We start from the raw sequence: 25,336 nt of genomic DNA, 5'->3' as shown, positions 1-25,336 counted from the left end.
GTTAATCTGTTTGGCGGCGCAAGGCCTCGGCAACGGCGATAATATCCGGCATCAGCCAGGTCGGTTGATAGTCGCAGCCGCGCAAATCGTCCTCGCTCGATATGCCGGTCAAAACCATCAAACTGCGGATGCCGGTGCGCACCGCGCCAAGAATGTCGGTTTCGAGGCGGTCGCCGATCGCGATCGTTTCGGCAGGATCGGAACCCAGCAATTTCATTGCCTGCCGGTACATGATCGGCTCGGGCTTGCCGATGATCATCGGCGAGACGCCGGTCGCGGTTGTCAGGGCAGCCAGAATTGCCCCGTTTCCATGCGTTACGCCGTATTCGGTCGGCAGGGTCGTGTCGGCATTGGTGCCGATGAACTTGGCGCCGGCCCGGATATTCAAGGTCGCGGTCGCGAGCTTGTCCCAGGTCAGCGTCGAATCCTTGCCGCAGACAACGATATCTGCGCCTTGCGCATTTGGTGTTTTATCGGTTTTGAGTTCGTACAGCCCAGTCAAGGTAAATCCTTGTTCGCGCAAGGGTTCGCAGGCGCCGTCTTCGCCGACCACAAACACGCGAGTTGAAGTCGGGTCGGCGTGTTCGGCAAGATGCAGGGCGGTCGCCATGCCGGATGTCAAAACTTGATCCTTCGCAACGGTCACGCCCATTCCGGCGAGTTTTTTGACATATTGGTCCTGCGTCTGGCTGGCATTGTTGGTCGCCAGGATGAAACGGATCTGAAGGTCGCGAAGGGTTTCGAAAAACTCGCACAGGCCGGGTTGCGGCACGGTTCCATGCCAGAGCACCCCGTCCATGTCGATGATCATGGCGCGGATATTGTTGAAAGATTCCATAAAATTATTTCTCTTCGGGAACAAGGCGCGAAGCAATGTTTCATTCTTAGCTTCCGCTGGTTTACTCTCCTGCGGTGCTGCGGAGGGCGTCTTAATTGAAAGTCAATGAATAGCGGTCGCCGCCCGTTGATTCAAGCGGCGTAAGCCTTGACTCGTAACAGCTTGGCATAAGAGTCAGGCGCTTGTCTAGTCCTTGCGGCGAAGGAAAGTGGGGCCGAAAAAAGGTGGATTAGGTTCATCGTGGCGCGAACAAATAGGGGATTTGGTCGCCTACGATTTATGCTATTACCATTTATAATGGCTCTATCGCTGGCAATCAAACGCTAAAAAACGCTTATTTTCGATCGTGTTTAGTTCATGCGAAGAACCGCGGCGAAACGTGGCAAAATAGGCAAAAATTAGCAGATAACTGACTGAAAATAAGATTATTTTTAAAGCATCTTAAAAGACCGGCAGACGGCGTCGTTACTGTATTCAGCACGGATCATTGACATGACTCCCCTTTCTAATTTACAGTAGCGTTCGCATTAAACAGGTAATCACCTAACTACAATAACAAACCATTGGAGCAATATCATGGCAAAACCATTAATTCAAATCGCATTAGATTCTCTGGATTACAACGCAACCATCGCGCTGGCCGAAACCGTAGCGCCACACGTCGATATTTTCGAGATCGGCACTCCTTGCATCAAGCACAACGGTGTTAACCTGGTTAAAGACCTGCGCGCCAGATTCCCGGATAAATTGTTGCTGGTTGACCTGAAAACCATGGACGCCGGTGAATACGAAGCGACTCCTTTCTATGCAGCAGGCGCCGACATCTGCACCGTTCTGGGCGTATCCGGCTTGGCAACTTGCAAAGGCGTCATCAAAGCCGCTAACGCTCACGGCGCGGAAGCTCAAATCGACCTGATCAACGTTGACGACAAAGTCGCTTGCGCACGCGCTTGCGCGGAAGCCGGCGCTCACATCATGGGCGTGCATACCGGTCTGGACGCTCAAGCTGCCGGCCACACTCCATTCGGCGATCTGAGCGACATCGCCAGATTGGGTCTGAACGTCAGAATTTCTGTTGCGGGCGGTATCAAAGCCTCTACCGTACAAGACGTCGTCAGAGCTGGCGCGAACATCATCGTGGTCGGCGCTGCCATCTATGGCGCTCCATCCCCAGCAGACGCTGCGCGTGAAATCCGCGAACTGGTTGAAGCTGTATAACAATGCATCAGCAACTTATCGTAGATAAAATTTCGGGCATTCTGTCGGCGACCGATTCGTCTTACGATCAAAAGCTGACCCGAATGCTTGACAACGCCAAGCGTATATTTGTTTCAGGCGCCGGTCGTTCCAAACTTGTCGGCAATTTCTTTGCGATGCGATTGGTGCATGCCGGTTACGATGTCAGCGTTGTGGGTGAGATTGTCACGCCTAGCATTAAAAGCGGCGACTTGTTGATTATCATTTCAGGCTCGGGCGAAACCGAGCAGCTGATTGCATTCACGAAAAGCGCGAAAAAAATCGGCGCAGACATTGTGTTGATCTCGGCAAAGAGCAGTTCAACGATAGGCGACATGGCCGACGCGGTTTTCCAGATCGGCCAGGCTGAACAATACGGCAAAGTGGTCGGAATGCCAATGGGCACGGTTTTCGAACTGTCGACCCTGTTCTTCCTCGAAGCGACCATTTCTCATATCATCCATGAGAAAGGCATCCCGGAAGAAATCATGAGGGAAAGGCACGCTAACCTAGAATAGCGTAATCCAAGAACGGGCGGCCTAGGCTGCCCGTTCTTTTCTCATGTGTTTGGCGACGAAATCAACTGACGCTGAATAGGCTGATTAACTCAACATAATTTACCAACAAAGGAGAAGACTATGGCATCGCGCCGTGTATTAGCTAACGCCATTCGCGCTTTGAGCATGGATGCTGTACAAAAAGCAAATTCGGGCCATCCAGGCGCCCCGATGGGTATGGCGGATATTGCCGAGGTATTGTGGAACGATCATATGCACCACAATCCGGCCAATCCAAAATGGCCAAACCGCGACCGGTTTGTACTGTCCAATGGCCACGGCTCAATGCTGATTTATTCCCTGCTGCATCTGACCGGTTACGATTTGCCGATCGAAGAACTGAAACAGTTCCGTCAGTTGCACTCCAAGACTCCAGGCCACCCTGAGTACGGCTATGCGCCAGGCGTGGAAACCACGACCGGTCCTCTGGGTCAAGGCATCACCAACGCGGTCGGCATGGCGATTGCCGAAAAAGCGTTGGCTGCGAATTTCAATAAAGACGGTCATAAAATTGTCGACCACAAAACCTATGTATTCCTGGGTGACGGCTGCTTGATGGAAGGTATTTCCCATGAAGCCTGCTCGCTGGCCGGTACGTTGGGTCTGGGCAATCTGATCGCTTTCTGGGACGATAACGGTATTTCGATCGACGGACACGTCGAGGGCTGGTTTACCGACAATACCCCAAAACGTTTCGAAGCCTACGGCTGGCACGTTATTGCCGATGTCGACGGCCATGATTCGCAAGCGATCGCCAAAGCGATCGAACTGGCGAAAGTGATGACCGACAAGCCGACGCTGATCTGCTGCAAAACCACGATCGGTTTCGGTGCGCCTAACAAAGCCGGCAGTCATGCCTGCCACGGCGCGCCCTTGGGTGAAGAAGAAATTAATCTGACGAAGGCCGCTTTGGGTTGGGATTACGGTCCTTTCGAAGTGCCTGCCGAAGTCTATGCCGGTTGGGACGCGAAAGCCAAAGGCGCGGCGGCCGAGAAAGCCTGGAATGAGGCGTTTGCGGCTTATAAAGCGGCTTATCCTGAATTGGCGGCCGATTTCGAACGCCGGATGAATGGCGATTTGCCGGCGAATTGGCAAGCCGACGCGGACAGCTTTGTTGCTTCCGTTAACGCACAAGCCAAAACCACCGCGACCCGTTTGTCATCGTTGGCATCAATCGAAGGTTACGCAAAATTGTTGCCCGAAATTTTTGGCGGTTCGGCCGACCTCGGCTGTTCGAACATGACCGAATGGTCCGGTTACAAGCCGATGCGTGCGAACAAGCCGGCAGCGAACTATGTCAACTACGGTGTGCGCGAGTTCGGCATGTCCGCGATCATGAACGGTATCGCCCTGCATGGCGGCTTGATCCCGTTTGGCGCGACCTTCCTGATGTTCTCCGAGTATGCGCGTAACGCACTGCGGATGGCGGCGTTGATGAAGATCAGATCGATCTTCGTTTATACCCATGACTCCATCGGTCTGGGCGAAGACGGTCCAACTCACCAACCGATCGAGCAAACCGCTACCCTGCGGATGATTCCGACCATGCATGTCTGGCGCCCGTGCGACGCGGTCGAAACGGCAGTGTCCTGGCGCGCGGCGATCGAGCGTAAGGATGGTCCGACCACATTGGTATTCTCACGGCAAAATCTGCCGCATATTCCGCGTAGCGAAGAGCAAATCAAATTGATTTCTCGCGGCGGTTATATCTTGAGCGACAGCGAAGGCCAGCCGGATGCGATCATCATTGCGACCGGTTCAGAAGTCGAACTTGCGTTGAAAGCGGCGGATGAACTCCGGGCGAAAGGCAGCAAGATTCGTGTTGTTTCGATGCCGTCCACGAACGTTTTCGATGCGCAGGATGCTGAATACCGTGAATCGGTATTGCCTGCGGCTGTTACCAAGCGGGTTGCAGTCGAAGCCGGCGTCACCGAAGGTTGGTGGAGATATGTCGGCAGCAACGGCAAGGTCGTCGGTATAGATCACTTCGGTGAATCGGCGCCGGCAGGACTCCTTTTCAAGGAGTTTGGCTTCACCGTCGAAAATGTCGTCAAGCACGTGGAAGCTGTACTTTAATTGAAAAATGACAGGCTGCCCCGGCGGGCGGGGGCAGCCTGTCAATTGACGCGTTCCTGGGCATCGCGAATGCGCATCACACTGTCTAGGACCTCGTTCCGCATACTTCGACTTATTTTAGGGTGAACAACGTGAAAATTATAAATATAACAAACGGTGCATTTGCGGCTTTACTGTTGGCCAGTTCTGTTGCGGGTGCCGACTCACAATATCCTGCTTCCGACTTTCAACCGAAAGTGCTTTACCAGGATGCCGATTACAAGCATGAAAGCTCATCAGCTCCTGCTGCTGCGCCATCATCCACTGCAAAGCCGGCGGATTCGAAATATCCTGCGGCCGATTTCCAGCCGAAAGTCGTTTATTCCGATTCCAACTATAAACATTCCGCCGCCGCTCCTTCTGCACCTTCTTCCGGCGCCGGCGCCGTTGCTGAGAGTTCAGCTGCTCCCGAGGCCAAAAAAGAAGAGTCCAATTTCATCTATTTGATCGGTTTGGCGGTGTTGGCGTTCGTTGGCGTGATTTTCTTTAAGAAGCAAGCGCAGCCTGTAGGTCACGCGGGGCAAGCTCAAACGCGTCCAGCTGCCGGCGGCGCGACCGGCGTGGCGAAATACCTGAACCGTAAAACCGGAACCGGCGTAGCCCGATACCTGGAGCAACAAGTCAAATCCGCCGCGGCTTCTGCGCCGCTGACCGGCGTTGCCAAGTACATGGCTAGCCAGAAGCCAGCTTCCGAAAGCGCTTCGTCAAAGCCAGCTTCTCGTGTCGAAAAATATCTGCGCGACCGGGGGTAATGGATGGATCAAGCTTACTTGATCAGCTTGGTCGAGGGATTTTATCCCTTTGGTAAGCGGTCCAAAACAGGAACGAAAAAACAGCAAACTTTGGCTCACTCCGAGGATATATATGTGCAATCTACCGGAGCGGTCGAAAGAGCTCCGGTTGCCGCGACAAATACCGGCGTGACGCGCTACCTTCGGAACCGGCCTGTCGAGTCCGGAGTGTCGAAGTATGTGAAAAAAAATAAGACTCAAGCGATCTCGGGCGTCGGTAAATACCTGGTGGTGCAGTCGATCAAAAGCCGGGAAGTGACGCGGGTGACTGGCGTCAGTCAATATTTGGCACGCTTTGACTGCGAAACGTCCGCCAGTGGCGTTGCGAAATATGTCGCGAAACAAATCATTAAAACCCAATATCTGCCCAAACGCACCAGTGTCGGCCGATATATCACCCGGCAGGAAATCGCCGAAGCGAAACTCGCTGCATTGACCGGCGTGGCGAAATATCAGGCCGAACAGGATTTACTGCAAAGAAAGCTCGACGCACAAAAACTGATCGAACATTATCGGGAAGAAGAAGCGCGTATCGCAGCCGAGAAAGCTGCGGCACTTGCCGCTCAGCAGGAAGCGGAGGCAAAGGCAACACCGTCTGTCGAAGTTCGGGAGGTGCCGGCGAAAACGCGGGTCGGACTGTATTTTCAGCAGCAAGCGAAATTAGACAGCCAAAAGCCTGCCGTCAGTAAAGTAGCCAAGTATATTGCGCGGCAAGTCGTTCGGGACAGTCTGAAGCCGCGTCAAAGCGGTGTTGCGAGATACCTGACAAAGAGCCGTGTCTATTCGCCAAAACCGGTCGTCAGCAGTGTTGCCAAATATTTGGAAACGCAAGCTCTGCTTGCCAAAACCAAGCCGGCGTTTTCGGGCGTTGCCAGATATTTGATCAAGCAAAGATTGGCGGTTCCAAGTCAGGCGGTCAAGGCGAGTGGTGTGAGCAGATACCTTGTTCAACACACGCAAACCGTCGGTGACAAGGCGGCGGCGAAGCAACCCGTCCATCGGGAGTTTGTGTTGACCGGTGTTGCCAAATATCTGAGTCTGCAAAACGATGCGTTTGACGCTTCGGCGAGCCAGGCTGACGTTCCGGCCGAGATTTGTTTGGAAGGAGAATTCATTCCGGCGTCGGAAGCCTTGGGTAATGACGCCGCTAAGCCGAAGAAAACGAAGCCAACGCGGGTTTCCAAATATATTAATGCACAGCAAGGCCCGGCAAAAAAAGCAGCCGTCGCCAAAAAGCCGACAGGAGTCGATAAGTACCTGCTGCAATCCACATGATTCAGAGGTTAATGCATTGAGCCTGTGTTCGTCCAGCGCGAAAAACAGGCTCATGCATTCCATCTGAAGTAACAAAATCGTAGTTTCGATCCTTGCAACAAGGTGGATGGAAGCTGCGAAATCTTCAACGACTTCTTTCCTCACAGTAAAGTTGAATTGGCCAGGCTTCGCTTGCCGGTTTTTCTGTCACTGCCATATTCACAATCGGCAGGTCATTGCGTCTGATCCGAACCCCCCCCTCCATCCATTCGGGCGTCGAGTCCGATGCGCCGCAATAGCCATTGCGGTACCGTTCCGCGCAGAAGCGGCTTGAATCGTCAAGCCATGAGCAAAGTCGCCTACCGAAAACCGACGTCGAAATTTGACTCATTCACTAGTATCGTATAAAAACGAAGTGTGGTAATATTTGGAAGGCATTTGTTATTTTAATTATAAATTTGTAAGGTGCATATTATGGCTAAGAATTTACTAGAACAACTCAGGGAAATGACCATCGTTGTGGCTGACACCGGGGACATCCAGGCTATTGAAACCTTCAAACCTCGCGACGCGACCACCAACCCCTCGCTGATTACCGCGGCTGCTCAAATGCCGCAGTATCAAAGCATCGTCGATGACACCTTGAAAGGCGCCCGCGACACCTTGGGACGCAGTGCGGCGCCTGCGCTGGTGGCTAACTTGGCGTTCGACCGCTTGGCGGTTTCTTTCGGTTTGAAAATTCTTGAAATCATCCCGGGCCGTGTTTCAACCGAAGTGGATGCGCGTTTGTCTTACGATACCGAAGCGACGATCGCCAAAGGCCGTGAAATCATCGCGCAATATGAAGCCGCCGGTATTTCGAAAGATCGCGTACTGATCAAAATCGCTTCGACTTGGGAGGGCATTCAAGCCGCAGCGGTTCTGGAAAAGGAAGGCATTCACTGTAACCTGACCCTGTTGTTCGGCATTCACCAAGCGATCGCTTGCGCCGAAAACGGCATTACCCTGATTTCGCCATTCGTCGGCCGCATCCTCGACTGGTACAAAAAAGACACCGGCCGTGACTCCTATGCGCCAGCCGAAGATCCAGGCGTTATCTCGGTCACCTCGATCTACAACTATTACAAGAAATTCGGTTACAAGACCGAAGTGATGGGCGCAAGCTTCCGCAATGTCGGAGAAATCACCGAATTGGCAGGCAGCGACCTGTTGACTATCGCGCCATCCTTGCTGGCCGAGTTGCAATCCACCGAAGGCGAATTGCCACGTAAATTGGACCCAGCCAAAGCCGCGAGTTTCCCAATCGAAAAAATTACGATGGACCGCGCGACTTTCGATCGCATGCACGAAGAAAACCGCATGGCGAACGATAAGCTGTCCGAAGGCATCGTCGGCTTCGAAAAGGCGTTGGTCGCTCTTGAAGATCTGTTGGCCAAGCGTTTGGGCGAGCTGGAAAATCAGCCAGAAACGGCGGAAGCTTAAGCACTTACAATCTCCGGCGCCGGTTCGCCCGGAGCCGGAGATTCCAAGGCATTGTCAATACGGCGTGATGCTCGCATCAGAGCCTATCATTTCATACATTCGAATATGTCAAACAAAATTTTAGATGCAGTTAAGCCCGGTGTCGTGACCGGCGAAGATGTACAAAAAGTATTTGCGATCTGCAAGGAAAACAAATTTGCCTTGCCTGCGGTCAATGTGATCAACACCGATTCGATCAATGCGGTGCTGGAAGCGGCGGCGAAAGCCAAATCCGCGGTGATCGTGCAGTTTTCAAACGGCGGCGCACAATTCGTGGCCGGCAAAGGTTTGAAGCTGGAAGGCCAAAAAACAGCGATTCTGGGCGCGATTTCGGGTGCGAAACACGTCCATCTGATGGCCGAGCAATACGGCGTGCCGGTCATCCTGCATACCGATCATGCGGCGAAAAAACTGCTGCCATGGATCGACGGTCTGTTGGATGCCGGCGAGAAACACTTCGCGGAAACCGGAAAGCCACTGTTCAGCTCACACATGCTGGATCTGTCCGAAGAAAGCTTGAAAGAAAATATAGAGATTTGCGGCGAATATCTGAAGCGCATGTCCAAGATGGGCATGACCCTGGAAATCGAGCTGGGCGTGACCGGCGGTGAAGAGGACGGCGTCGACAACTCCGGCCTGGATCACTCGATGCTGTATACACAACCGGAAGACGTCGCCTATGCCTATGAACATCTGAGCAAGATCAGCCATCGGTTCACGATCGCGGCTTCGTTCGGTAACGTACACGGCGTTTACAAGCCGGGCAACGTGAAACTGACTCCGAAGATTCTGGACAACTCGCAAAAATATGTGTCCGAAAAATTCGGCTTGCCTGCCAAATCCTTGAACTTCGTATTCCACGGCGGTTCGGGCTCAACTCCGGAAGAAATTGCGGAATCGATCAGCTACGGCGTCGTCAAGATGAACATCGACACCGACACCCAATGGGCGACCTGGGAAGCGATCATGAATTTCTACAAGAAAAATGAAGGCTACCTGCAAGGCCAGATCGGCAATCCGGAAGGCGACGACAAGCCGAATAAAAAATACTACGATCCGCGCGTTTGGCAACGCGAAGGCGAGCTCGGCATGGTGGCCCGTTTGCAACAGGCATTCCAGGACTTAAATTCGGTCAACTCGCTGTAATTTAAAAGCTACAGGCTTACCTCGCTATGTGGGCCTGTAGCTCTTTCCTGTAGAGTATGCATTGCATACCTTTCAATAATCCTGAAAAGCGGGATGATTCCGAAGATAAGAGGTAAGTCTTATTCGGCTGCATCCGATCTCATCGATCCTGAATAAATAATCAATCGTATTTAATGTATTTGAAGCGCGGGTCGTCGGGCGTTCCTTCCAACGCTCCGCCTTCCTTGCCGGGTTGCCACATGATCACGTCTTCGATCTTGCGCGCCAGTTCAAAGTCTTTGTTCGTTATGCCTTTAGCGGCATGGTTCATTAGCTTGACGATGACAAAAGCGTAGGAAACGGTCAAGTCGGGATGATGGAAAGCCGCTTCCGCCAAATGGCCGACCGTATTCACTACCATTAACGTGCTTTTCCATCCGCTGGTTTTGTATTTGCGTCGAATCCAGCCGTTCTCGAGATACCAATGCGGTAACTCTTCCTTTAGTCGTTCTTCGACTTCGCTGTCTGTGTAAGTTTCTTCGTGTTTGCGTTCGCGCCAACCCATGATCAAATCTCCTGTCCAGTGAAAAATATCAATGCGATTGTAAACTATTTACCTTTATCTAGAAAAAATTATGCGTGATTATGGAACAGAACTCGATAGGGGATGAGCTTAGTCAGGCGGGTGCGGTTTATTTAGTCTTAATATAAAGGGAGCTTCGTTGCAATAGACCCGAAGAAAATAAATGTGCAACTTTTCACAAAAAATGTTGTTTAGTAAATACAAGAGATATGTAAAGATAGACTTTGAGCTAGAGTTTCAATGTAAGAAATGTGTTGCGGGCTTGTCGGCTTCGAAACGAGTTCCTGTGGCTGCCGATTGTATTCGCAGGTTGTGCGCGCACTGCCTCATATTGAAACTATTAAATGGAAGGGCATAGTCATGTTCAAGAAACTAATGATTGTAATCAATTTGTTTGGTAGTCTCTGTGTTTTTACCCTGATGTGTATGTCGAAAGGCCTGCACAAATCAAAGAAATACAGGTGAAGCTGCCCGTCAGGAAAGGAACTGTCAGGCATCAAGTGAATTTAAAAAATTCGGAAAACGCTGTAAAAAAGCCAGCGGATTGGCTTTTCAGCAAAACGTTAAGGTTGGAAGCGGCTGGCATCGCACCCTTTTTGATAAAAAATCAGCGATGGCGAAAAAGGCATGACGTCGATCGTCAATGTCGTCTCATGGGTAAACGTGGCCAAAGGGCGCAAAGCGGCATTGCGAAAGTTTTTTGTTAGTTGTGCGGCCAGGTTTTGCTGCGTTACGTCGTCGCCCAAAGAGAATGGGTCGATGGACAAGTTTGTCTGGTCGGCCGCGAGCCCCAGGATTTCTGAAGTAAAATGCTGTATTTTTTCCTCGAAGTCCTTGAAGATTTCCTTTGGTTTTTCGCGCTTTATGCGTTCAATGTCGTGCGGATCGGCATAAAGTAAAAATGACCCGCTGACACCCTGGAGTTCATTTTTGCAGGTGCCTCCGTCCATGATTCTGACTAAATTCAAGGTCTTGCCGCCTTTCTTCGTCGTCAATGGAGGGTTGTTGGCTGCGTCATAATTGTCGGGTTGTTTCTCGTCCGGCGGCGGATTTACCACTGCTTCTATTGGAGTGTTTTGCCGTTGGGCGGGTTGAGTCGAGCATGCGCTCAACAGGGATACGGCGACAGCGGTAAAAGCTTTTACCCGAGAATTCATGTTTTTTCTGAGAAAGTAAAATTTAGAGATATTTGAAATTTAGATCAGCAAGATCAATACCGTATTATAATACGAACAGGGTGGCGATGAAGATCCGACAAGAAATTTACATGCAAGAAACCAAAGGAAGCTGTCTTTGAAAGTTCTGGTTACGGGAGTCGCCGGTTTTATCGGCGCAAGTTTATGCGGCAAACTGTTGGGGCGCGGCGATGAAGTCGTTGGTATTGATAATTTAAACGACTACTACGATGTCAATTTAAAGACGGCGCGTCTGGATTTGCTTGCTAGCTATGAAAAATTCAAGTTTATCAAATTGGATATTGCCGACAGAACGGCTGTTGATGCGCTGTTTCAACAAGAGCGTGTGCAACGGGTCGCGCATCTTGCCGCGCAGGCAGGCGTCAGGTATTCGCTGGCCAACCCCCATGCCTATATCGATTCTAATATTCAGGGCTTCATGAATATTCTGGAGGGATGCCGGCATCATGTGATAGAGCATCTGGTTTATGCCTCATCGAGTTCGGTCTATGGCGCCAATACCCGGATGCCGTTTTCGGTGCATGATAATGTCGATCATCCGGTGTCCATGTATGCGGCCAGCAAAAAGGCGAATGAATTGATGGCGCATGCCTACAGCCATCTTTTTCAACTGTCGACCACCGGATTGCGCTTTTTTACCGTTTACGGGCCATGGGGGCGGCCGGATATGTCGCCTATTATTTTTGCGCGCAATATCCTGGAAGGCAAGCCGATCAATGTATTCAACTTCGGCAATCACCGGCGTGATTTTACCTATATCGACGACATTGTCGATGGAGTGATCAGAGTGTTGGATAAGCCGGCCCAGGCTAATATGGAATGGACGGGTGAAAACCCTGATCCCGGCAGCAGTAGGGCGCCTTACAAAGTCTATAATATCGGCAGCAATCAGCCGGTGCATTTACTGACCTTTATCGAAACCCTCGAAAAATGCCTCGGCAAAACCGCGATCAAAAACTTATTGCCGATGCAGCCGGGCGACGTGCCGGATACTTATGCCGATGTCAGCGATCTGGCGCGCGATTTTGGTTATCAGCCGGGTACGAAGCTGGAAGAAGGAATTAGCCGCTTTGTGCGCTGGTATCTGGATTTTTACGGAGACGTCGGGAACTGACAGGAATTTAGGCGTTATCGACCCGCAACTGTTTGCAAGATAAAGCAATCGTTGGAAATTTGGTGTTCGTTTCGCCGGATGCAGGTGCAATGCATGAAGGGGCATCCCCATGGCTTTAAGTTGCGGAGACACTAGCCAAGACGACGGGAGCGGCGTTAAAGCGCTCCCTCTCTTGCCTCTTCAAGAAACACGCGCATCGATAAAACGCTGGAATAGGTCGATTCCGGCGTCAGCCTCACGCTACCGCGCGCAGGGAGTCGTCTTCATAGAGACGTTTTTTCTTCCAGCCAGCAAATTTACTTTCGTCAAATTCCAAATCATTATCGATCGCATACTCATAGCAGCTTCTGAACAAGCGTGCAGTACGAAAGGCGTGCAACTCGTCATCCGCCGTGATTTTCGCGACATTGCCGACCTGGAAGGTTTTGTTTTTCGATTTTCCGTTATGGACCCAAAATACAGTGTAGCAAAGATAGCTCTTGTCCTTGCGGTGATCGTATTTGATCGTTTTTGAAACGCCGGTGACGCCGGTCGTGGTCTTATTTTTCGGCGGTTTTAAAAAGCGAGTTTTGCTGCCTTTCAGCACGACCAGCATCTGGTCGCGCCAGAGAATCGCCGCTTGCAACGACTTGGCTTTATTCCCCCATAATTTATGAGAAAAATAACGACTGCTTTCTTTGCCCCGACGGACAATGCGCACTTGATAACCAAAAACGTCCGGTTCGGTGATATGTTTATTTTTTGCCATGGAAGAGACCCCTCTCAAAAACGACATCAATATATTAATAGCGGTAAAGCTAGGTTGCCTACAAACTGAGCAGCTTACGCTTGATATTTATTGAAAGAGCGCAGCCGCTATATTTGTAATCCTATGATTACAAATTATGCCTAAAGTTCTGGCAATTGCAAGAAAAAAAAGACAAGTGTATGAAATATTTCTTTTGAAAAAAATAAATTCCCGATCAATTTGGTGTAGAATGCAGAAATTCCACGTTCCAGTGGCTAATCTTGAGTTGATAACTCTTTGCTTTTTATAACTATTTGGAGAAAATCGATGAGCGTTTTAGTTGGTAAACAGGCACCGGATTTTACCGTTCCCGCGGTGTTGGGTGACGGTCAAATCGTTGATTCTTTCAATTTTTCCGAAGCCACTCGCGGCAAATACGCAGTGTTGGTGTTCTATCCGTTAGATTTTACCTTCGTTTGCCCCAGCGAATTGATCGCGTTAGACCACCGTATCGATGAATTCAAAAGCCGTAACGTGGAAGTTATTACGGTCTCCATCGATTCGCATTTCACTCACAATGCGTGGCGTAATACGCCGGTCAGCAAAGGTGGCATCGGTCCGGTCCGTTACACGATGGCGGCGGACATCGCGCACAGTATTTGCAAGGATTACGATGTTGAAGCCGATGCGCCTGCCGTGGCTTACCGGGGTTCTTTCCTGATTGATCGCAACGGCGTCGTGCGTCACCAAGTGGTTAACGATCTGCCATTGGGCCGCAACATGGATGAACTGGTGCGCATGGTCGATGCGCTACAATTCCACGAAGAGCATGGCGAAGTTTGTCCGGCCGGTTGGAACAAAGGCGATGTCGGTATGAATGCAAGCCCTGCGGGCGTTGCGGAATACCTGGATAAAAATGCCGGTAAGTTATAAAAATTTTTGAAAGACTGTCACAAAGGCAGGTATTTCGGGCGCATTGCAACATAAGCAATGCGCCCTGATTGGCAAGCTTGCCTGATGTTTATTATTGATCGTGTTGTTGCCCGCTTTCTGTCGCGGTATTCGCGATCAGCTTCTTGCGGATGAAAAAGCACACGATAATGCCCGCAATCGCTGGAATTTGCGTTACCAGAAATAATGACGTCGGACTCTTGGCCAGCATGTCGCCGAGCGGATGCAGTACCGACAATTTGACCAGCCACCAAGTCAGCCAATAGCCGATAAGCCCGATAACAGCCCATTGCAGCGTGGGTTGCTCTTTTTCTTTCGCGGTCAGATAAAACCAGATCAGAATCCCCACTCCGGCAAATTTTGCTAGATATAACATCGTCTCACCCCATTTTTGATTGTTGTTTTATTATGCTGCCGGTTTGTCCGGACAGTAACGATCAGGCGCTAATCATATTCCATATAGGGCCTTCATGACATATTTTATCGCAAGGAGAGAGTGATGAGGAAAACGCTGAAAGTGTTTGTCATCATCTTCGGTTTGTTGATTTTACTGCTCGTTGTTGCGGTTGGGGTCCTGCCGCTCGTGGTCGATCCGAATCAATTCAAGCCTCAGTTGGCGGAAATAATCAAAGACAAAACCGGGCGAGAAGTCGAGTTTGCCGGCGATTTGCAGTTGTCGGTTTTTCCGTGGCTAGGGGTTTCGACTGGGCGCATTCGGATTAAAAATGTTCAGGGTTTCCAGGAAACAGACTTACTCAGTATCGAGCAAGGCGATGTTAAAGTCGAAGTGTTGCCGCTGCTTGGCAAGAGGCTTGAGATCCGCCGCATCGAATTGAAAGGTCTGCGGCTGAATTTGATTCGAAATCAGGACGGCGCAAATAATTGGAGCCAAGCCGGTGCAAAAAGCGGGGAGCCTGTCGAACCGGCAGCGCCTGGACAAGAAACTCCGGATACGCCACTATCTCCGGAAAAGACTTTACTGATTTTCGCGGTCGGCGGCGTAACGCTGGACGATGCGACAATTCATTGGGATGACCGGCAAGTGGGGAAGCGTTTCGATGTCGATAACATCAACCTGAACATCGGCAGATTTAGCCTGGATCAGTTTGCCAATGTCGCATTGAAGTTATCGGTCGTCGAACCGGAGTCCGGTTATCGAGACAATATCGATTTTACTACCCGTGTACTGGTCGCGCAAAATCTCGAGAAGGCAAGTTTTGCCGATACAGCGCTGAAGTGGGCGAGGGAGGGGGGAAAGGTATCGGGTCAATCCGTATCGGCGGTGTTGACCGCGCCGGAAATCGTCTTCGAAAAAAACGCGCAAAAAATTCGAATTGGCCGGTTGCAAATGCAATCCGGCGAACTGTCGATCGTGTCCAGTCTGACTGGGATTGATTTATTCAAAAAGGCCGATGTCGAAGGTAGTATCGAGATTGCGGAATTCAATCCCGGCAAGTTGTTAAAGCATTTCGAGATAACGCTGCCTAGGTTTCAGGCCTCGGATGCGTTTAGTAGGCTACAGGCCGGCTTTAATCTGCATGCGGCGCAAAACACGCTGTCTATCAGTGCATTGCGCTGCAAATTGGACGATACCTTGTTACAAGGCGATGCGCACATCGAGGGGCTGGAGGCGCCGTCGATTCGGTTCAATTTGACTCTTGATGCTGTCGATGCCGGTCGCTACTTGTCGCCGGAATCGAAAAATGAAACCAAGCTGGTCAGTCCGTCGGCGGCCATTGCCGTCGCTCTCTCGAAGTTGCCGGTTGAGCGACTGAGAAAGTTGAATGTGCAAGGTGAAGTCGGTTTGCAGCATCTTAAAATGAACGGCGTTACCGCAGACGATCTGCGCTTGAAATTGAACGCCGGAGAGGGTGTCGTGCAAACCCGGCAAGACATCAGTCGGCTTTATCGGGGCGGTTATTCGGGCAGTGTGAACTTCAATGCAACAGGCAGGGAAGCGGTGATGGCGTTAACGGAAAAAGTCGAGAACGTCGATATTGAAGCTTTTCTTAAGGTAATAGGGAGTAAAATCAATCTCAGCGGCGCGTTGACCGGGTCAACGGCGTTGCAAGGGCGGGGGGATGATCCGAAACAAATCAGACAGGGACTGAAGGGAAAGCTGGACTTCGTGCTCAAGGAAGGTGAGATCAGGGATTTGAAGTTTCAAAAAATCATCGATCAGGCTATCGGTGTGCTCAATCATACCCCCTTGCCGCCGGAGCAAAAGGGCCTCGAATTTTCCGAAATTTCAGGTACCGCGACATTAGCCGATAGTGTGATCCGGAGCCAGGATTTGGAAGTTAAATCCTCCCGCTTTCGGATTGTCGGCAGCGGCATGACGAATATCGAAACCGGCCTGGTAAATTATCGCTTTGTCGCCAATCTGGTCAAAGCGCCCGCAACGGATACAGAACCGGAAAAATTGCATGGTACGCCGATTGTTGTCGACATGGCCGGAACGCTGGACGACCCCGACTATCGACTGGATATGGCGGCCTTGCTGACCGAAAAGAACAAGGCCAAAATCGAGAGGTTTCTCGATAAGAACAAAGGTAAAATAGACAACTTGAAAGATAAATTGGATAAAAAACTGGGGCCTGGCGTCGGCGATTTGCTGAAGCAATTGTTCTAATCAATGCCTGATATTACGATCGCACGATGAACAGTTTAGCGTTTGACGAGCGCATCCTTGCATGGTTTGATCAGCATGGACGCAAGGATTTGCCCTGGCAGCAGGATAAATCGCCTTATCGGGTCTGGATATCCGAGACAATGCTGCAGCAGACGCAAGTTGCAACGGTCATCCCTTACTTCGATGCGTTCATGGCAAGATTTCCGACCGTCGAGTCCTTGGCGCAAGCACCCCTTGATGAGGTGCTACAGTACTGGTCGGGATTGGGCTATTATGCGCGGGCGCGCAACTTGCATAAAACTGCGTTGAGCATACAAAGTCTGGGACGGTTTCCCGATACGCCGGAAGAGCTTCAGCAATTGCCCGGTATCGGATTATCGACCGCCGGTGCGATCATGTGCATCGCCTATGACCGGAGTCATCCGATTCTAGACGGCAATGTCAGGCGGGTGTTGGCGCGTTATCGGGCCATCTCGGGCTGGCCCGGCGAGGCGAAAGTAAACAAACAACTATGGGAACTCAGCCGCGCACTGACGCCCGAGCACCGGGCGGCGGATTATACGCAGGCGATCATGGATTTGGGCGCGACGGTTTGTACGCGCGGGCGGCCTGCGTGTGATGCGTGTCCTCTGAATGCCGACTGCCTGGCGTTTGCGTCAGGATGTGTTGCCGCTTTTCCTACGCCGAAACCGTCCAAAACTTTGCCGACCAAAGAGCGGGCTTTTCTGTTGCTAGCCAATACCCGGCAACAAGTTTTTCTTGAAAAACGGCCACCTGCCGGAATTTGGGGCGGTCTGTGGTGTCTACCTGAATTTGAAAGTCTGGAGCAGGCATTGGCTTGGTGCCAGGACCACAATATCACGATTATAGATCGGAATGTGATGGACAAGCGGCGTCATACCTTTTCGCATTTTCATCTCGATTACACGCCACTGGTGATTTTGACCGACAGTAGGATCAGTGGCGTCAGCGAAGCGGGCTCGGCGGAGTGGTATCGAATCGAATCTATTGGCCGCTTAGGCTTGGCGGCGCCGATCAAACGGTTACTGAAACAATATCAAAACCAAGAGGGCAAACATGACAAGACAGGTTAAATGCGCAAAGTTGGGTGTGGAATCGGAAGGCTTCGATGCGCCGCCTTTTCCCGGACCGAAAGGGCAGGAAATCTATGAAAAAATATCGAAAATGGCCTGGCAGCAATGGATTGCCAAGCAGACGATGTTGATCAATGAATACCGTTTGGCCAGCTTTGATCCGAAAGCCAAGGCTTTTCTGGCGCAAGAAAGAGACAAGTTTTTGTTTGAAGGTAATGACGCGATGCCGGAAGGTTATGTGCCGCCGCAACAGTAAACAGGCGGGTGGAGCATATCAACGAGGGCTGCGCGGCTTTTAAAAATGAAATAGAGAAATTGCATGAGACTATTACTGGTTGAAGATGATGAAATCCTGGGGGAAGGGTTAATGACCGGCCTGAAAATGGAAGGCTATGCGGTCGATTGGTTTACCACCGGGAAACTTGCCGAAGAAGCGCTGAAAAATAACCTGTATGAACTGATCGTGCTGGATTTGGGCTTGCCGGACATGGACGGCATGGATCTCTTGCAAGAGTTGCGCGCCCGCAAGGATGAAACGCCGGTGATGGTCTTGACGGCCCGCGACACCATTTCCGATCGAGTGACTGGCCTCGATAGCGGCGCGGACGATTTTGTAATCAAGCCGTTCGATCTTACCGAGGTTTGCGCTCGCTTGCGCGCTTTGTCCAGACGGAATGAAGGCCGGGGTACACCGAATATCGTGCATAAAGGCCTGGTCCTCGACCCGGCCTCGCATATCGTGACGTACAATGACGAAAAAGTCGATCTATCGCAAAAAGAATTCGAAATACTGAGTTTTCTGATGAGCAACATCGGCCGGGTCGTATCGCGCGCGCGTCTGGAAGAGAGTCTATACTCATGGGATTCCGATATCGAAAGTAATACGGTCGAAGTGCACATTCATTATCTCAGGAAAAAACTCGATCCTGCTCTGATTCGGACGGTCAGAGGGGTTGGCTACATCATTGATGCTGAAGAAGGTTGATGAATTACTCTTTACGGCAATTACTGCTGGTTTCGCTGTTGTCGGCGACGATGGTGGTTTGGGGGGTCACCGCCTTTTCCAGCTATAAGGCGACCCGTGACGAAGTCGCCGAATTATTCGATGCGGAACTGGCGCAATCGGGTAAAGTCCTGCTGGCTTTTGTCGACAGCTTGCTGTTGGACGGTTCTTTGCCTGATTATTGGCGGCAAGGACGTTTGGCTCAGGGCAATAGCGATCCGAAGTTTACCGAAACCTATCAACGAAAACTGGCTTATCAGTTATGGTCGGAAGAAAAAGGATTGCTTTTGCATTCCGGGAAGAAGCAGGGGTTGTTGGCAGATGATTTGAAAGACGCCGGGCAGGGAGGGCTGGTTTTGCATGGGTTTGACGGTTCCCTGAAAGACCATGCGCTCAGCCTGAAGTATGAGCGCAAAGTCGCCTTTCAGCTTTGGTCTAAGAATAAAGGCTTGCTGTTGCGTTCCGAAAGCGCGCCTCAGGTCCCATTTACCTTTGCCAAACAGGGGTTCAGCGAAGTCCAAAGCGAAGGCAGCTTGTGGCATGTGTTCAGTGTATCGAGCACCACGGGCGATTATGTGATTCATGTCGGCCAGCAAGAAGCGATCCGCAAGCAATTGACCGATGAAATTTCCGAGCAACTGGTCATGCAGTTTCTGGTGGGGATGCCTGTTTTGGCTCTCGTGATATGGCTGATCATCGGCAATGTCTTGATGCCGATTAGCCAATTGCAAAAAGCGCTGACGCGCCGGGAAGTCAGCTACCTCAAACCGCTATCGGTAGAAAATCTCCCGAATGAGATTGTGCCGATGGTCAACGCGCTGAATAGTTTGTTCGGTCAGCTTGAAGAAGCGTTTGAGCACGAACGCCGTTTTACCGCGGATGCCTCGCACGAACTCAGAACGCCGTTGGCGGGGTTGTTGACGCAGGTGCAGGTGGCGCTTAAAACGCAGGACGAGCAAATTCAACGCCAGGCATTGAAACGGATAGAGCAGGCTGTCAATAAAATGAGCTACATGGTGAAGCAATTGCTGACGTTTTCGCGGATAGACTCCGGGCCTGAGTATCTCGAAAAAACCACGGTCAAATTATCGGCGGAAGTCATCCAGGTGATCACGGATCTGGAGCATGAAGCGTACAGAAAATCGATAGAAGTCGAATTTATTGACGAATCATCGGCGGAAATCGTTGCCAATCCGCAATTGCTGAACATATTGATCCGCAATATTATCGATAACGCGATCAAATATACGCCCGAATACGGCAGCATCAAGATCTATCTGACCGATAAAGAAAAAAATGTAGAATTGCGCGTTGAGGACTCAGGTCCGGGGATTGCGCCCGAAGCCTACGAAAAATCTCTCAAACGCTTCCACCGTTTAGCGGAGACTGCCAGCGTCGCGCAGGGGACCGGACTCGGCTTTTCGATTGTGCAAAGAATCGTCGCGATCCACGGCGCCGAGTTCAGTCTTGGCGTTTCGGAACTGGACGGCTTGAAGGTAACGGTGTTGTTTCCTCTTCCCAGAAGAAAAGTCGACAAAACGCAGCCGCAAAAAATGGGTGTGTCCGCGCCGGTCAAGCGCGTCTCCTAGCGAGGGCTGTTTACGGTTCCATGATGACCGAATTGGCTAGTGTGCCGATGCCCTCGATTTCGATCCTGACCGTTTGCCCCGGTTTCAAGTAGCCGCGCGGTTGCATCTTGACGCCGACCCCGGCCGGCGTACCGGTGCTGATGACGTCGCCCGCCTCCAATGTCATTGCTGCGGACAAATAGGCGACCATTTCATAGCAATTGAACAGCATTTGGGAGGTATTCGCATGCTGGCGCAGTTCATCATCGACCCAGGTAAGGAGATTCAAATTGTGCGGATCGCCAATCTCGTCCGACGTGACGATCCAGGGCCCCAAAGGTCCTGTCGTGTCGAATGACTTTCCGATCATCATGGTCGGCGAGCGCGCCTGCCAGTCGCGTACCGACACGTCGTTCGCAATTGTATAGCCGGCAATCACTTCATGCGCTTTTTCGACCGGTACGTGGCGGCAGCGCCGGCCGATTATGAAGGCCAACTCTCCTTCATAATCGAGCTTATCCGATACCTTGGGGCGGTGAATCGCAGCGCCGGTCCCGATCACGCAGGTGCTTTGTTTGGTGAAAAAGCTCGGGTATTCGGGCCTGTCTTTGCCGGTTTCCGCAATATGATCCGCATAGTTAAGGCTGATCGCTAGATACTTGCCGGGCCGAGGCACCGGCGCTTCGAGGCTGACTTCCGTGAATGGAATGCGGTGCTTGCCGCTGTCGATTTGCGCCTGCATTGCTGTGAGCGCTTTTGTGCCCGTGTCGAGAAAATCGATCATCCGCGCCGGAATGTCGGCATTGCCCAGGCTATCGACAACAAAGTCTTCGACGACCGCGCCGACGCGGGTTGCTTGGTGGTGCGTGAAGGTGACCAGTTTCATCGTGGAGTTTTTCCGGTAAGATTGCAAACGGCTATTGTATATCGAAGCCTGTCGGCAAAAAAAAAGATATAATGCCCTGTTTAAACCAAGTTTAAACGCGAGGAGACGATAATGAACGAAAATTGGATTGCGCCTTCCATCCTGTCGGCCAATTTCGCCAAATTGGGCGAGGAAGTCGATAACGTATTGGCTGCCGGCGCCGACATTGTGCATTTTGACGTGATGGACAATCATTTTGTCCCGAACCTGACTATCGGCCCTCTGGTTTGCGAGGCGCTCAGAAAACACGGCGTGACCGCCCCGATCGACGTGCATTTGATGATCGAGCCGGTGGACCGCATCGTGCCGGACTTCGCGAAGGCTGGTGCCAGCATCATTACCTTCCACCCGGAAGCGTCCGTGCATATCGACCGCACCCTGCAACTGATCAAGGACAACGGCTGCAAGGCCGGCTTGGTGTTCAATCCTGGCACGCCGCTGCATTATCTGGATTATGTGATGGACAAGCTGGACATCATTCTGTTGATGTCGGTCAATCCGGGCTTTGGCGGGCAATCGTTCATTCCGTCCGCGTTGACCAAGCTGCGTGAAGTGCGCAAGAAAATCGACGACAGCGGTTTGAACATCCGTCTCGAAATCGACGGCGGCGTCAACGGCGCCAATATCCGTGCAATCAAGGAAGCCGGCGCCGATACGTTCGTCGCGGGTTCTGCGATTTTCGGCAAGCCCGATTACAAGAAGATCATCGACGAGATGCGCGCCGAACTTGCGAAAGCCGGCAAATAAAACATTGCCATAGGATGGGCTGACGTCAGGAAGCCCATCGTTCGCAATTAAAAGCGATGCCGGAGTAATTGCCGAATAACATAATCCCATTTTTGCCATTTCTGCGCGCATTTGGTTTGATCAGGCGCAGGGCGCAGTTTGAAGAAACAGAATGACCCCGGAACAATTCAATCAATATGCCCGCCAGGGCTATAACCGCATCCCGGTCAGCCGGGAAGTGCTGGCCGATCTGGACACGCCGCTTAGCGCCTATCTGAAGTTGGCCGACGGCGCCTATTCCTACCTCTTCGAATCGGTGCTCGGCGGCGAGCAATGGGGACGTTATTCGATCATCGGACTGCCCTGCAAAACGATCGTCAAGGTGATCGGCAACCGGATCAATCTGGAAAAAAACGGCGAGATCGTCGAAACGGCCGTACTCGACAATCCGCTGCTCTGGATCGAACAGTTCAAGGCGCGCTATAAAGTGCCCGACATCGACGATCTGCCGCGTTTCAACGGCGGTTTGGTCGGCTATTTCGGCTATGAGACGATTTCTTATATCGAACCGCGTCTCAGCAGCGCCGGCAAGCCCGATCCACTCGGCAATCCGGATATCGTGTTGATGGTGTCCGAGGAAATGCTGGTGTTCGATAATCTGTCAGGCAAGCTGCTGCTGTTAACACATGCCGATCCTAGCGAAGACCGGGCTTATGAGCGAGCGCAGCAGCGCTTGCACGAATGGTCGGTCAAACTGCGTGAAGTGCAGGCCAAGCCTGCCCGTCACTCGGCGCCCAAAAAGGTCAACGAATCCGATTTCGTCTCCGGTTTTACCCAGCAAGGCTTCGAAGATGCGGTGCGCAAGGCCAAGGAATACATCACCGACGGCGACATCATGCAGGTGGTCTTGTCGCAGCGGTTATCGATTCCTTATACCGCCGCGCCGTTGAATTTGTACCGCGCGTTGCGCTGCCTGAATCCGTCGCCGTATATGTTCTTCCTGAATCTCGGCGATTTCCATATCGTCGGCTCGTCGCCGGAAATTCTGGTCCGGCTCGAAGACAATATCGTGACCGTACGTCCGATCGCCGGTACCCGCCGCCGCGGCGCAACGCAGGAGCAGGACCTTGCGCTCGAAAAGGAACTTTTGGCCGATCCGAAGGAAATCGCCGAGCATCTGATGCTGATCGATCTCGGCCGCAACGATACCGGCCGAGTCGCCGAAATCGGCAGCGTGCAGTTGACCGAAAAGATGATCGTCGAACGCTACTCGCATGTGATGCACATCGTCTCGAATGTGAACGGACGCCTCAAAGCGGGAAAAAACGCCTTCGACGTGCTCGCCGCGACCTTTCCGGCCGGCACCGTCAGCGGCGCGCCGAAAATCCGCGCGATGGAAATCATCGACGAGCTGGAGCCTGTCAAACGCGGCATCTACGCGGGCGCGGTCGGTTACATCGCCTGGTCCGGCAATCTCGATACCGCGATCGCGATCCGCACGGCCGTGATCAAGGACAGCGTGCTGCACATCCAGGCCGGCGCCGGCATCGTCTATGATTCGATACCGCGCAACGAATGGGACGAAACGATGAACAAAGGCCGGGCGATCTTCCGCGCGGTCAGCATGGCCGAAGCAGGACTCGAAGGAGAAGGAGCATGAGCGCAATCAAAGTGGTGATGATCGACAATTACGATTCGTTCACCTACAACCTGGTGCAATATTTCGGCGAACTCGGCGCGGACGTGACGGTCGTGCGCAACGACCAAGTCACGGTCGAAGACATCGAGCGCCTGGCGCCCGACAAGATCGTAATTTCGCCGGGCCCTTGCACGCCCAGAGAAGCCGGCGTCTCGGTCGAAGCGATCATGACATTAGCCGGCCGCTATCCGATCCTCGGCGTCTGCCTCGGCCACCAAAGTATCGGCTATGCCTTCGGCGGAAACATCATCCATGCCAAGCACATCATGCACGGCAAGACCTCCGAGGTTTACCACGACAACGTCGGCGTGTTCAAGGGGCTGAAAAACCCGTTCACCGCGACCCGTTATCATTCGCTGGTGATTGAACAGAAGACCCTGCCCGATTGCCTCGAAGTGACCGCCTGGACCCAGGACGAGGAAGGCAACATCGACGAGATCATGGGCGTCCGTCATAAGACGCTCGATATCGAAGGCGTGCAGTTCCATCCCGAGTCGATCTTGACCGAGCATGGGCATGATCTGCTGCGGAATTTTTTGGAGAGATAACAAGGTAGGGTACGCATTGCGTACCTTTTCTAATATCTTGATATAGGATAACTCTGAAAATGGTATGCGGTGCATACCCTACAAAGCTCTACAACAGAACCCTCTGATGCAAATCCAACACGCCCTGCAAAAACTGCTCGATAAACACGATCTGACCCGCGAGCAGATGCGCGCGGTGATGCGCCAGATCATGAGCGGCGGCGCGACCGACGCGCAGATCGGCGGTTTTTTGATCGCGCTACGCTGCAAGGGCGAAACGATAGACGAAATCGCCGCGGCGGCCGAAGTGATGCGCGAACTGGCAAGCAAGGTGCCGGTGACGGGCGAGTATGTGATAGACACCTGCGGCACCGGCGGCGACGGCGCGAACACGTTCAATATTTCGACGACCTGCGCCTTTGTGGTCGCTGCGGCCGGCGCCAAGGTCGCCAAGCACGGCAACCGTTCGGTGTCGAGCCGTTCCGGCAGCGCCGACGTGCTCGAAGTGGCCGGCGTGAATCTCGAGTTGAGCCCGGATCAAGTCGCTCGCTGCGTCGAAGGGATCGGCGTCGGCTTTTTGTTTGCGCAAAAGCTGCACGGCGCTATGCAATATACTCGTTCCGCGCGCCGAGACATGGGGGTCAGGACGCTGTTCAATCTGCTCGGCCCCTTGTCCAATCCGGCCGGCGCGCCGAACCAGTTGATCGGCGTGTTTGCGAAGGAATGGGTCGAGCCATTAGCCCAGGTGCTGAAAAAACTCGGCAGCCGGCATGTGTTGGTGGTCAGCGCGGACGACGGCCTCGATGAAATCAGCATCGCTGCGCCATCGCACATCGCCGAGCTGAAATCGGGCGTCGTTACGACCTACACGGTGACGCCAGAACAGTTCGGCATGAAACGCGCAAGTCTTGCGGAACTGGCGATCGCCGACGCCGAGACAAGCTTTGCGATGATGAAGTCCGTGCTCGATAATCAGCCCGGCTCTGCGCGCGACATCGTCGTACTGAATGCCGGTGCGGCGATCTATGCGGCGAATCTTGTCGACTCGTTCGACGCCGGCGTTAAAATGGCGGATGGGCTGATTGCCAGCGGCGCGGCGCGCGCCAAACTGGATGCTCTGATTGCTTATTCAAACTCTTCAAAAATCAATTAAA

At 52.2% G+C, this 25,336-nt stretch carries 24 protein-coding genes; 18 read left to right on the top strand and 6 right to left on the bottom strand.

The window, feature by feature from the left end; all coding sequences use genetic code 11:
- Position 1: 1 nt before the first annotated feature.
- Positions 2–838 (bottom strand): HAD-IIA family hydrolase, encoded by an 837-nt coding sequence (locus tag U2W12_RS11775; protein ID WP_326500882.1) that lies wholly within the window; start codon positions 836–838, stop codon positions 2–4.
- 576 nt (positions 839–1,414) lie between these two features.
- Here U2W12_RS11775 and hxlA point away from each other — a divergent pair.
- From hxlA to fbaA, 7 genes are all read left to right on the top strand, one after another.
- Positions 1,415–2,056 carry a 3-hexulose-6-phosphate synthase gene (gene hxlA / locus U2W12_RS11770; protein ID WP_326500881.1) on the top strand — a complete coding sequence of 214 codons (642 nt, stop codon included), beginning with the start codon at positions 1,415–1,417 and terminating at the stop codon, positions 2,054–2,056.
- Between the two features lie 2 nt (positions 2,057–2,058).
- A complete protein-coding gene (hxlB, locus tag U2W12_RS11765; RefSeq protein ID WP_326500880.1) occupies positions 2,059–2,592 on the top strand; it encodes a 6-phospho-3-hexuloisomerase in 534 nt (177 codons plus the stop codon).
- Positions 2,593–2,712: 120 nt separating this feature from the next.
- Complete coding sequence (gene tkt / locus U2W12_RS11760) at positions 2,713–4,707, top strand: transketolase (protein WP_326500879.1); 1,995 nt, start codon at positions 2,713–2,715, stop codon at positions 4,705–4,707.
- Between the two features lie 131 nt (positions 4,708–4,838).
- Positions 4,839–5,498, top strand: a complete 660-nt coding sequence (locus tag U2W12_RS11755; protein WP_326500878.1) for a hypothetical protein — start codon at positions 4,839–4,841, stop codon at positions 5,496–5,498.
- Between the two features lie 114 nt (positions 5,499–5,612).
- Positions 5,613–6,812 (top strand): hypothetical protein, encoded by a 1,200-nt coding sequence (locus U2W12_RS11750; RefSeq protein WP_326500877.1) that lies wholly within the window; start codon positions 5,613–5,615, stop codon positions 6,810–6,812.
- 453 nt (positions 6,813–7,265) lie between these two features.
- Positions 7,266–8,273, top strand: coding sequence for a transaldolase (locus U2W12_RS11745; protein WP_326500876.1), 1,008 nt, complete (start codon positions 7,266–7,268; stop codon positions 8,271–8,273).
- A 105-nt stretch (positions 8,274–8,378) separates the two neighbouring features.
- Positions 8,379–9,458 (top strand): class II fructose-bisphosphate aldolase, encoded by a 1,080-nt coding sequence (fbaA, locus tag U2W12_RS11740; RefSeq protein ID WP_326500875.1) that lies wholly within the window; start codon positions 8,379–8,381, stop codon positions 9,456–9,458.
- Positions 9,459–9,618: 160 nt separating this feature from the next.
- On the opposite strand, the gene U2W12_RS11735 is transcribed toward fbaA, so the two are convergent.
- Together U2W12_RS11735 and U2W12_RS11730 are read right to left on the bottom strand one after the other, a co-directional pair.
- Entirely contained in the window at positions 9,619–10,002 is a 384-nt protein-coding gene (locus U2W12_RS11735; RefSeq protein WP_326500874.1) for a 4a-hydroxytetrahydrobiopterin dehydratase, read from the bottom strand.
- A gap of 581 nt (positions 10,003–10,583) precedes the next feature.
- A complete protein-coding gene (locus U2W12_RS11730) occupies positions 10,584–11,177 on the bottom strand; it encodes a hypothetical protein (protein WP_326500873.1) in 594 nt (197 codons plus the stop codon).
- A 136-nt stretch (positions 11,178–11,313) separates the two neighbouring features.
- Between U2W12_RS11730 and U2W12_RS11725 the strand changes: the two genes are divergently transcribed.
- Positions 11,314–12,330, top strand: a complete 1,017-nt coding sequence (locus U2W12_RS11725; protein ID WP_326500872.1) for an NAD-dependent epimerase — start codon at positions 11,314–11,316, stop codon at positions 12,328–12,330.
- Between the two features lie 235 nt (positions 12,331–12,565).
- On the opposite strand, the gene U2W12_RS11720 is transcribed toward U2W12_RS11725, so the two are convergent.
- Positions 12,566–13,078, bottom strand: coding sequence for a hypothetical protein (locus U2W12_RS11720; protein ID WP_326500871.1), 513 nt, complete (start codon positions 13,076–13,078; stop codon positions 12,566–12,568).
- Between the two features lie 306 nt (positions 13,079–13,384).
- Between U2W12_RS11720 and U2W12_RS11715 the strand changes: the two genes are divergently transcribed.
- Positions 13,385–13,990, top strand: a complete 606-nt coding sequence (locus U2W12_RS11715) for a peroxiredoxin C (RefSeq protein ID WP_326500870.1) — start codon at positions 13,385–13,387, stop codon at positions 13,988–13,990.
- 91 nt (positions 13,991–14,081) lie between these two features.
- Here the strand turns inward: U2W12_RS11715 and U2W12_RS11710 are convergent, their stop codons facing one another.
- Positions 14,082–14,384 (bottom strand): hypothetical protein, encoded by a 303-nt coding sequence (locus U2W12_RS11710; protein ID WP_326500869.1) that lies wholly within the window; start codon positions 14,382–14,384, stop codon positions 14,082–14,084.
- Positions 14,385–14,507: 123 nt separating this feature from the next.
- Between U2W12_RS11710 and U2W12_RS11705 the strand changes: the two genes are divergently transcribed.
- From U2W12_RS11705 to U2W12_RS11685, 5 genes are all read left to right on the top strand, one after another.
- Positions 14,508–16,640, top strand: coding sequence for an AsmA family protein (locus U2W12_RS11705; RefSeq protein WP_326500868.1), 2,133 nt, complete (start codon positions 14,508–14,510; stop codon positions 16,638–16,640).
- 26 nt (positions 16,641–16,666) lie between these two features.
- Entirely contained in the window at positions 16,667–17,734 is a 1,068-nt protein-coding gene (gene mutY, locus U2W12_RS11700; protein WP_326500867.1) for an A/G-specific adenine glycosylase, read from the top strand.
- A complete protein-coding gene (locus tag U2W12_RS11695; RefSeq protein ID WP_326500866.1) occupies positions 17,718–17,990 on the top strand; it encodes an oxidative damage protection protein in 273 nt (90 codons plus the stop codon). The genes mutY and U2W12_RS11695 overlap by 17 nt, the downstream gene beginning before the upstream one ends.
- Positions 17,991–18,053: 63 nt before the next feature.
- Positions 18,054–18,719 (top strand): response regulator, encoded by a 666-nt coding sequence (locus tag U2W12_RS11690; protein WP_326500865.1) that lies wholly within the window; start codon positions 18,054–18,056, stop codon positions 18,717–18,719.
- Positions 18,719–20,326, top strand: coding sequence for an ATP-binding protein (locus U2W12_RS11685; protein ID WP_326500864.1), 1,608 nt, complete (start codon positions 18,719–18,721; stop codon positions 20,324–20,326). Before U2W12_RS11690 ends, U2W12_RS11685 begins: the two co-directional genes overlap by 1 nt.
- 10 nt (positions 20,327–20,336) lie before the next feature.
- Here the strand turns inward: U2W12_RS11685 and U2W12_RS11680 are convergent, their stop codons facing one another.
- Positions 20,337–21,191: a fumarylacetoacetate hydrolase family protein gene (locus tag U2W12_RS11680; RefSeq protein ID WP_326500863.1), complete on the bottom strand. Its 855-nt coding sequence runs from the start codon at positions 21,189–21,191 to the stop codon at positions 20,337–20,339.
- Positions 21,192–21,302: 111 nt separating this feature from the next.
- On the opposite strand from U2W12_RS11680, the gene rpe reads away from it, so the two are divergent.
- From rpe to trpD, 4 genes are all read left to right on the top strand, one after another.
- Entirely contained in the window at positions 21,303–21,977 is a 675-nt protein-coding gene (gene rpe, locus U2W12_RS11675; RefSeq protein ID WP_326500862.1) for a ribulose-phosphate 3-epimerase, read from the top strand.
- 151 nt (positions 21,978–22,128) lie between these two features.
- The gene (trpE, locus tag U2W12_RS11670) at positions 22,129–23,616 is read left to right on the top strand and encodes an anthranilate synthase component I (RefSeq protein ID WP_326500861.1); all 1,488 of its coding nucleotides are present in this window, start codon (positions 22,129–22,131) and stop codon (positions 23,614–23,616) included.
- Positions 23,613–24,203, top strand: coding sequence for an aminodeoxychorismate/anthranilate synthase component II (locus tag U2W12_RS11665; RefSeq protein ID WP_326500860.1), 591 nt, complete (start codon positions 23,613–23,615; stop codon positions 24,201–24,203). Before trpE ends, U2W12_RS11665 begins: the two co-directional genes overlap by 4 nt.
- 106 nt (positions 24,204–24,309) lie before the next feature.
- Positions 24,310–25,335, top strand: coding sequence for an anthranilate phosphoribosyltransferase (trpD, locus tag U2W12_RS11660; RefSeq protein WP_326500859.1), 1,026 nt, complete (start codon positions 24,310–24,312; stop codon positions 25,333–25,335).
- Position 25,336: the final 1 nt, after the last annotated feature.

The sequence above is a fragment of the Methylomicrobium sp. Wu6 genome, from assembly GCF_035916875.1.
GTDB lineage: Bacteria > Pseudomonadota > Gammaproteobacteria > Methylococcales > Methylomonadaceae > Methylomicrobium.
The sequence above is the reverse complement of the archived record's forward strand: the minus strand, read 5'-3'. Positions and strand labels throughout refer to the sequence as shown.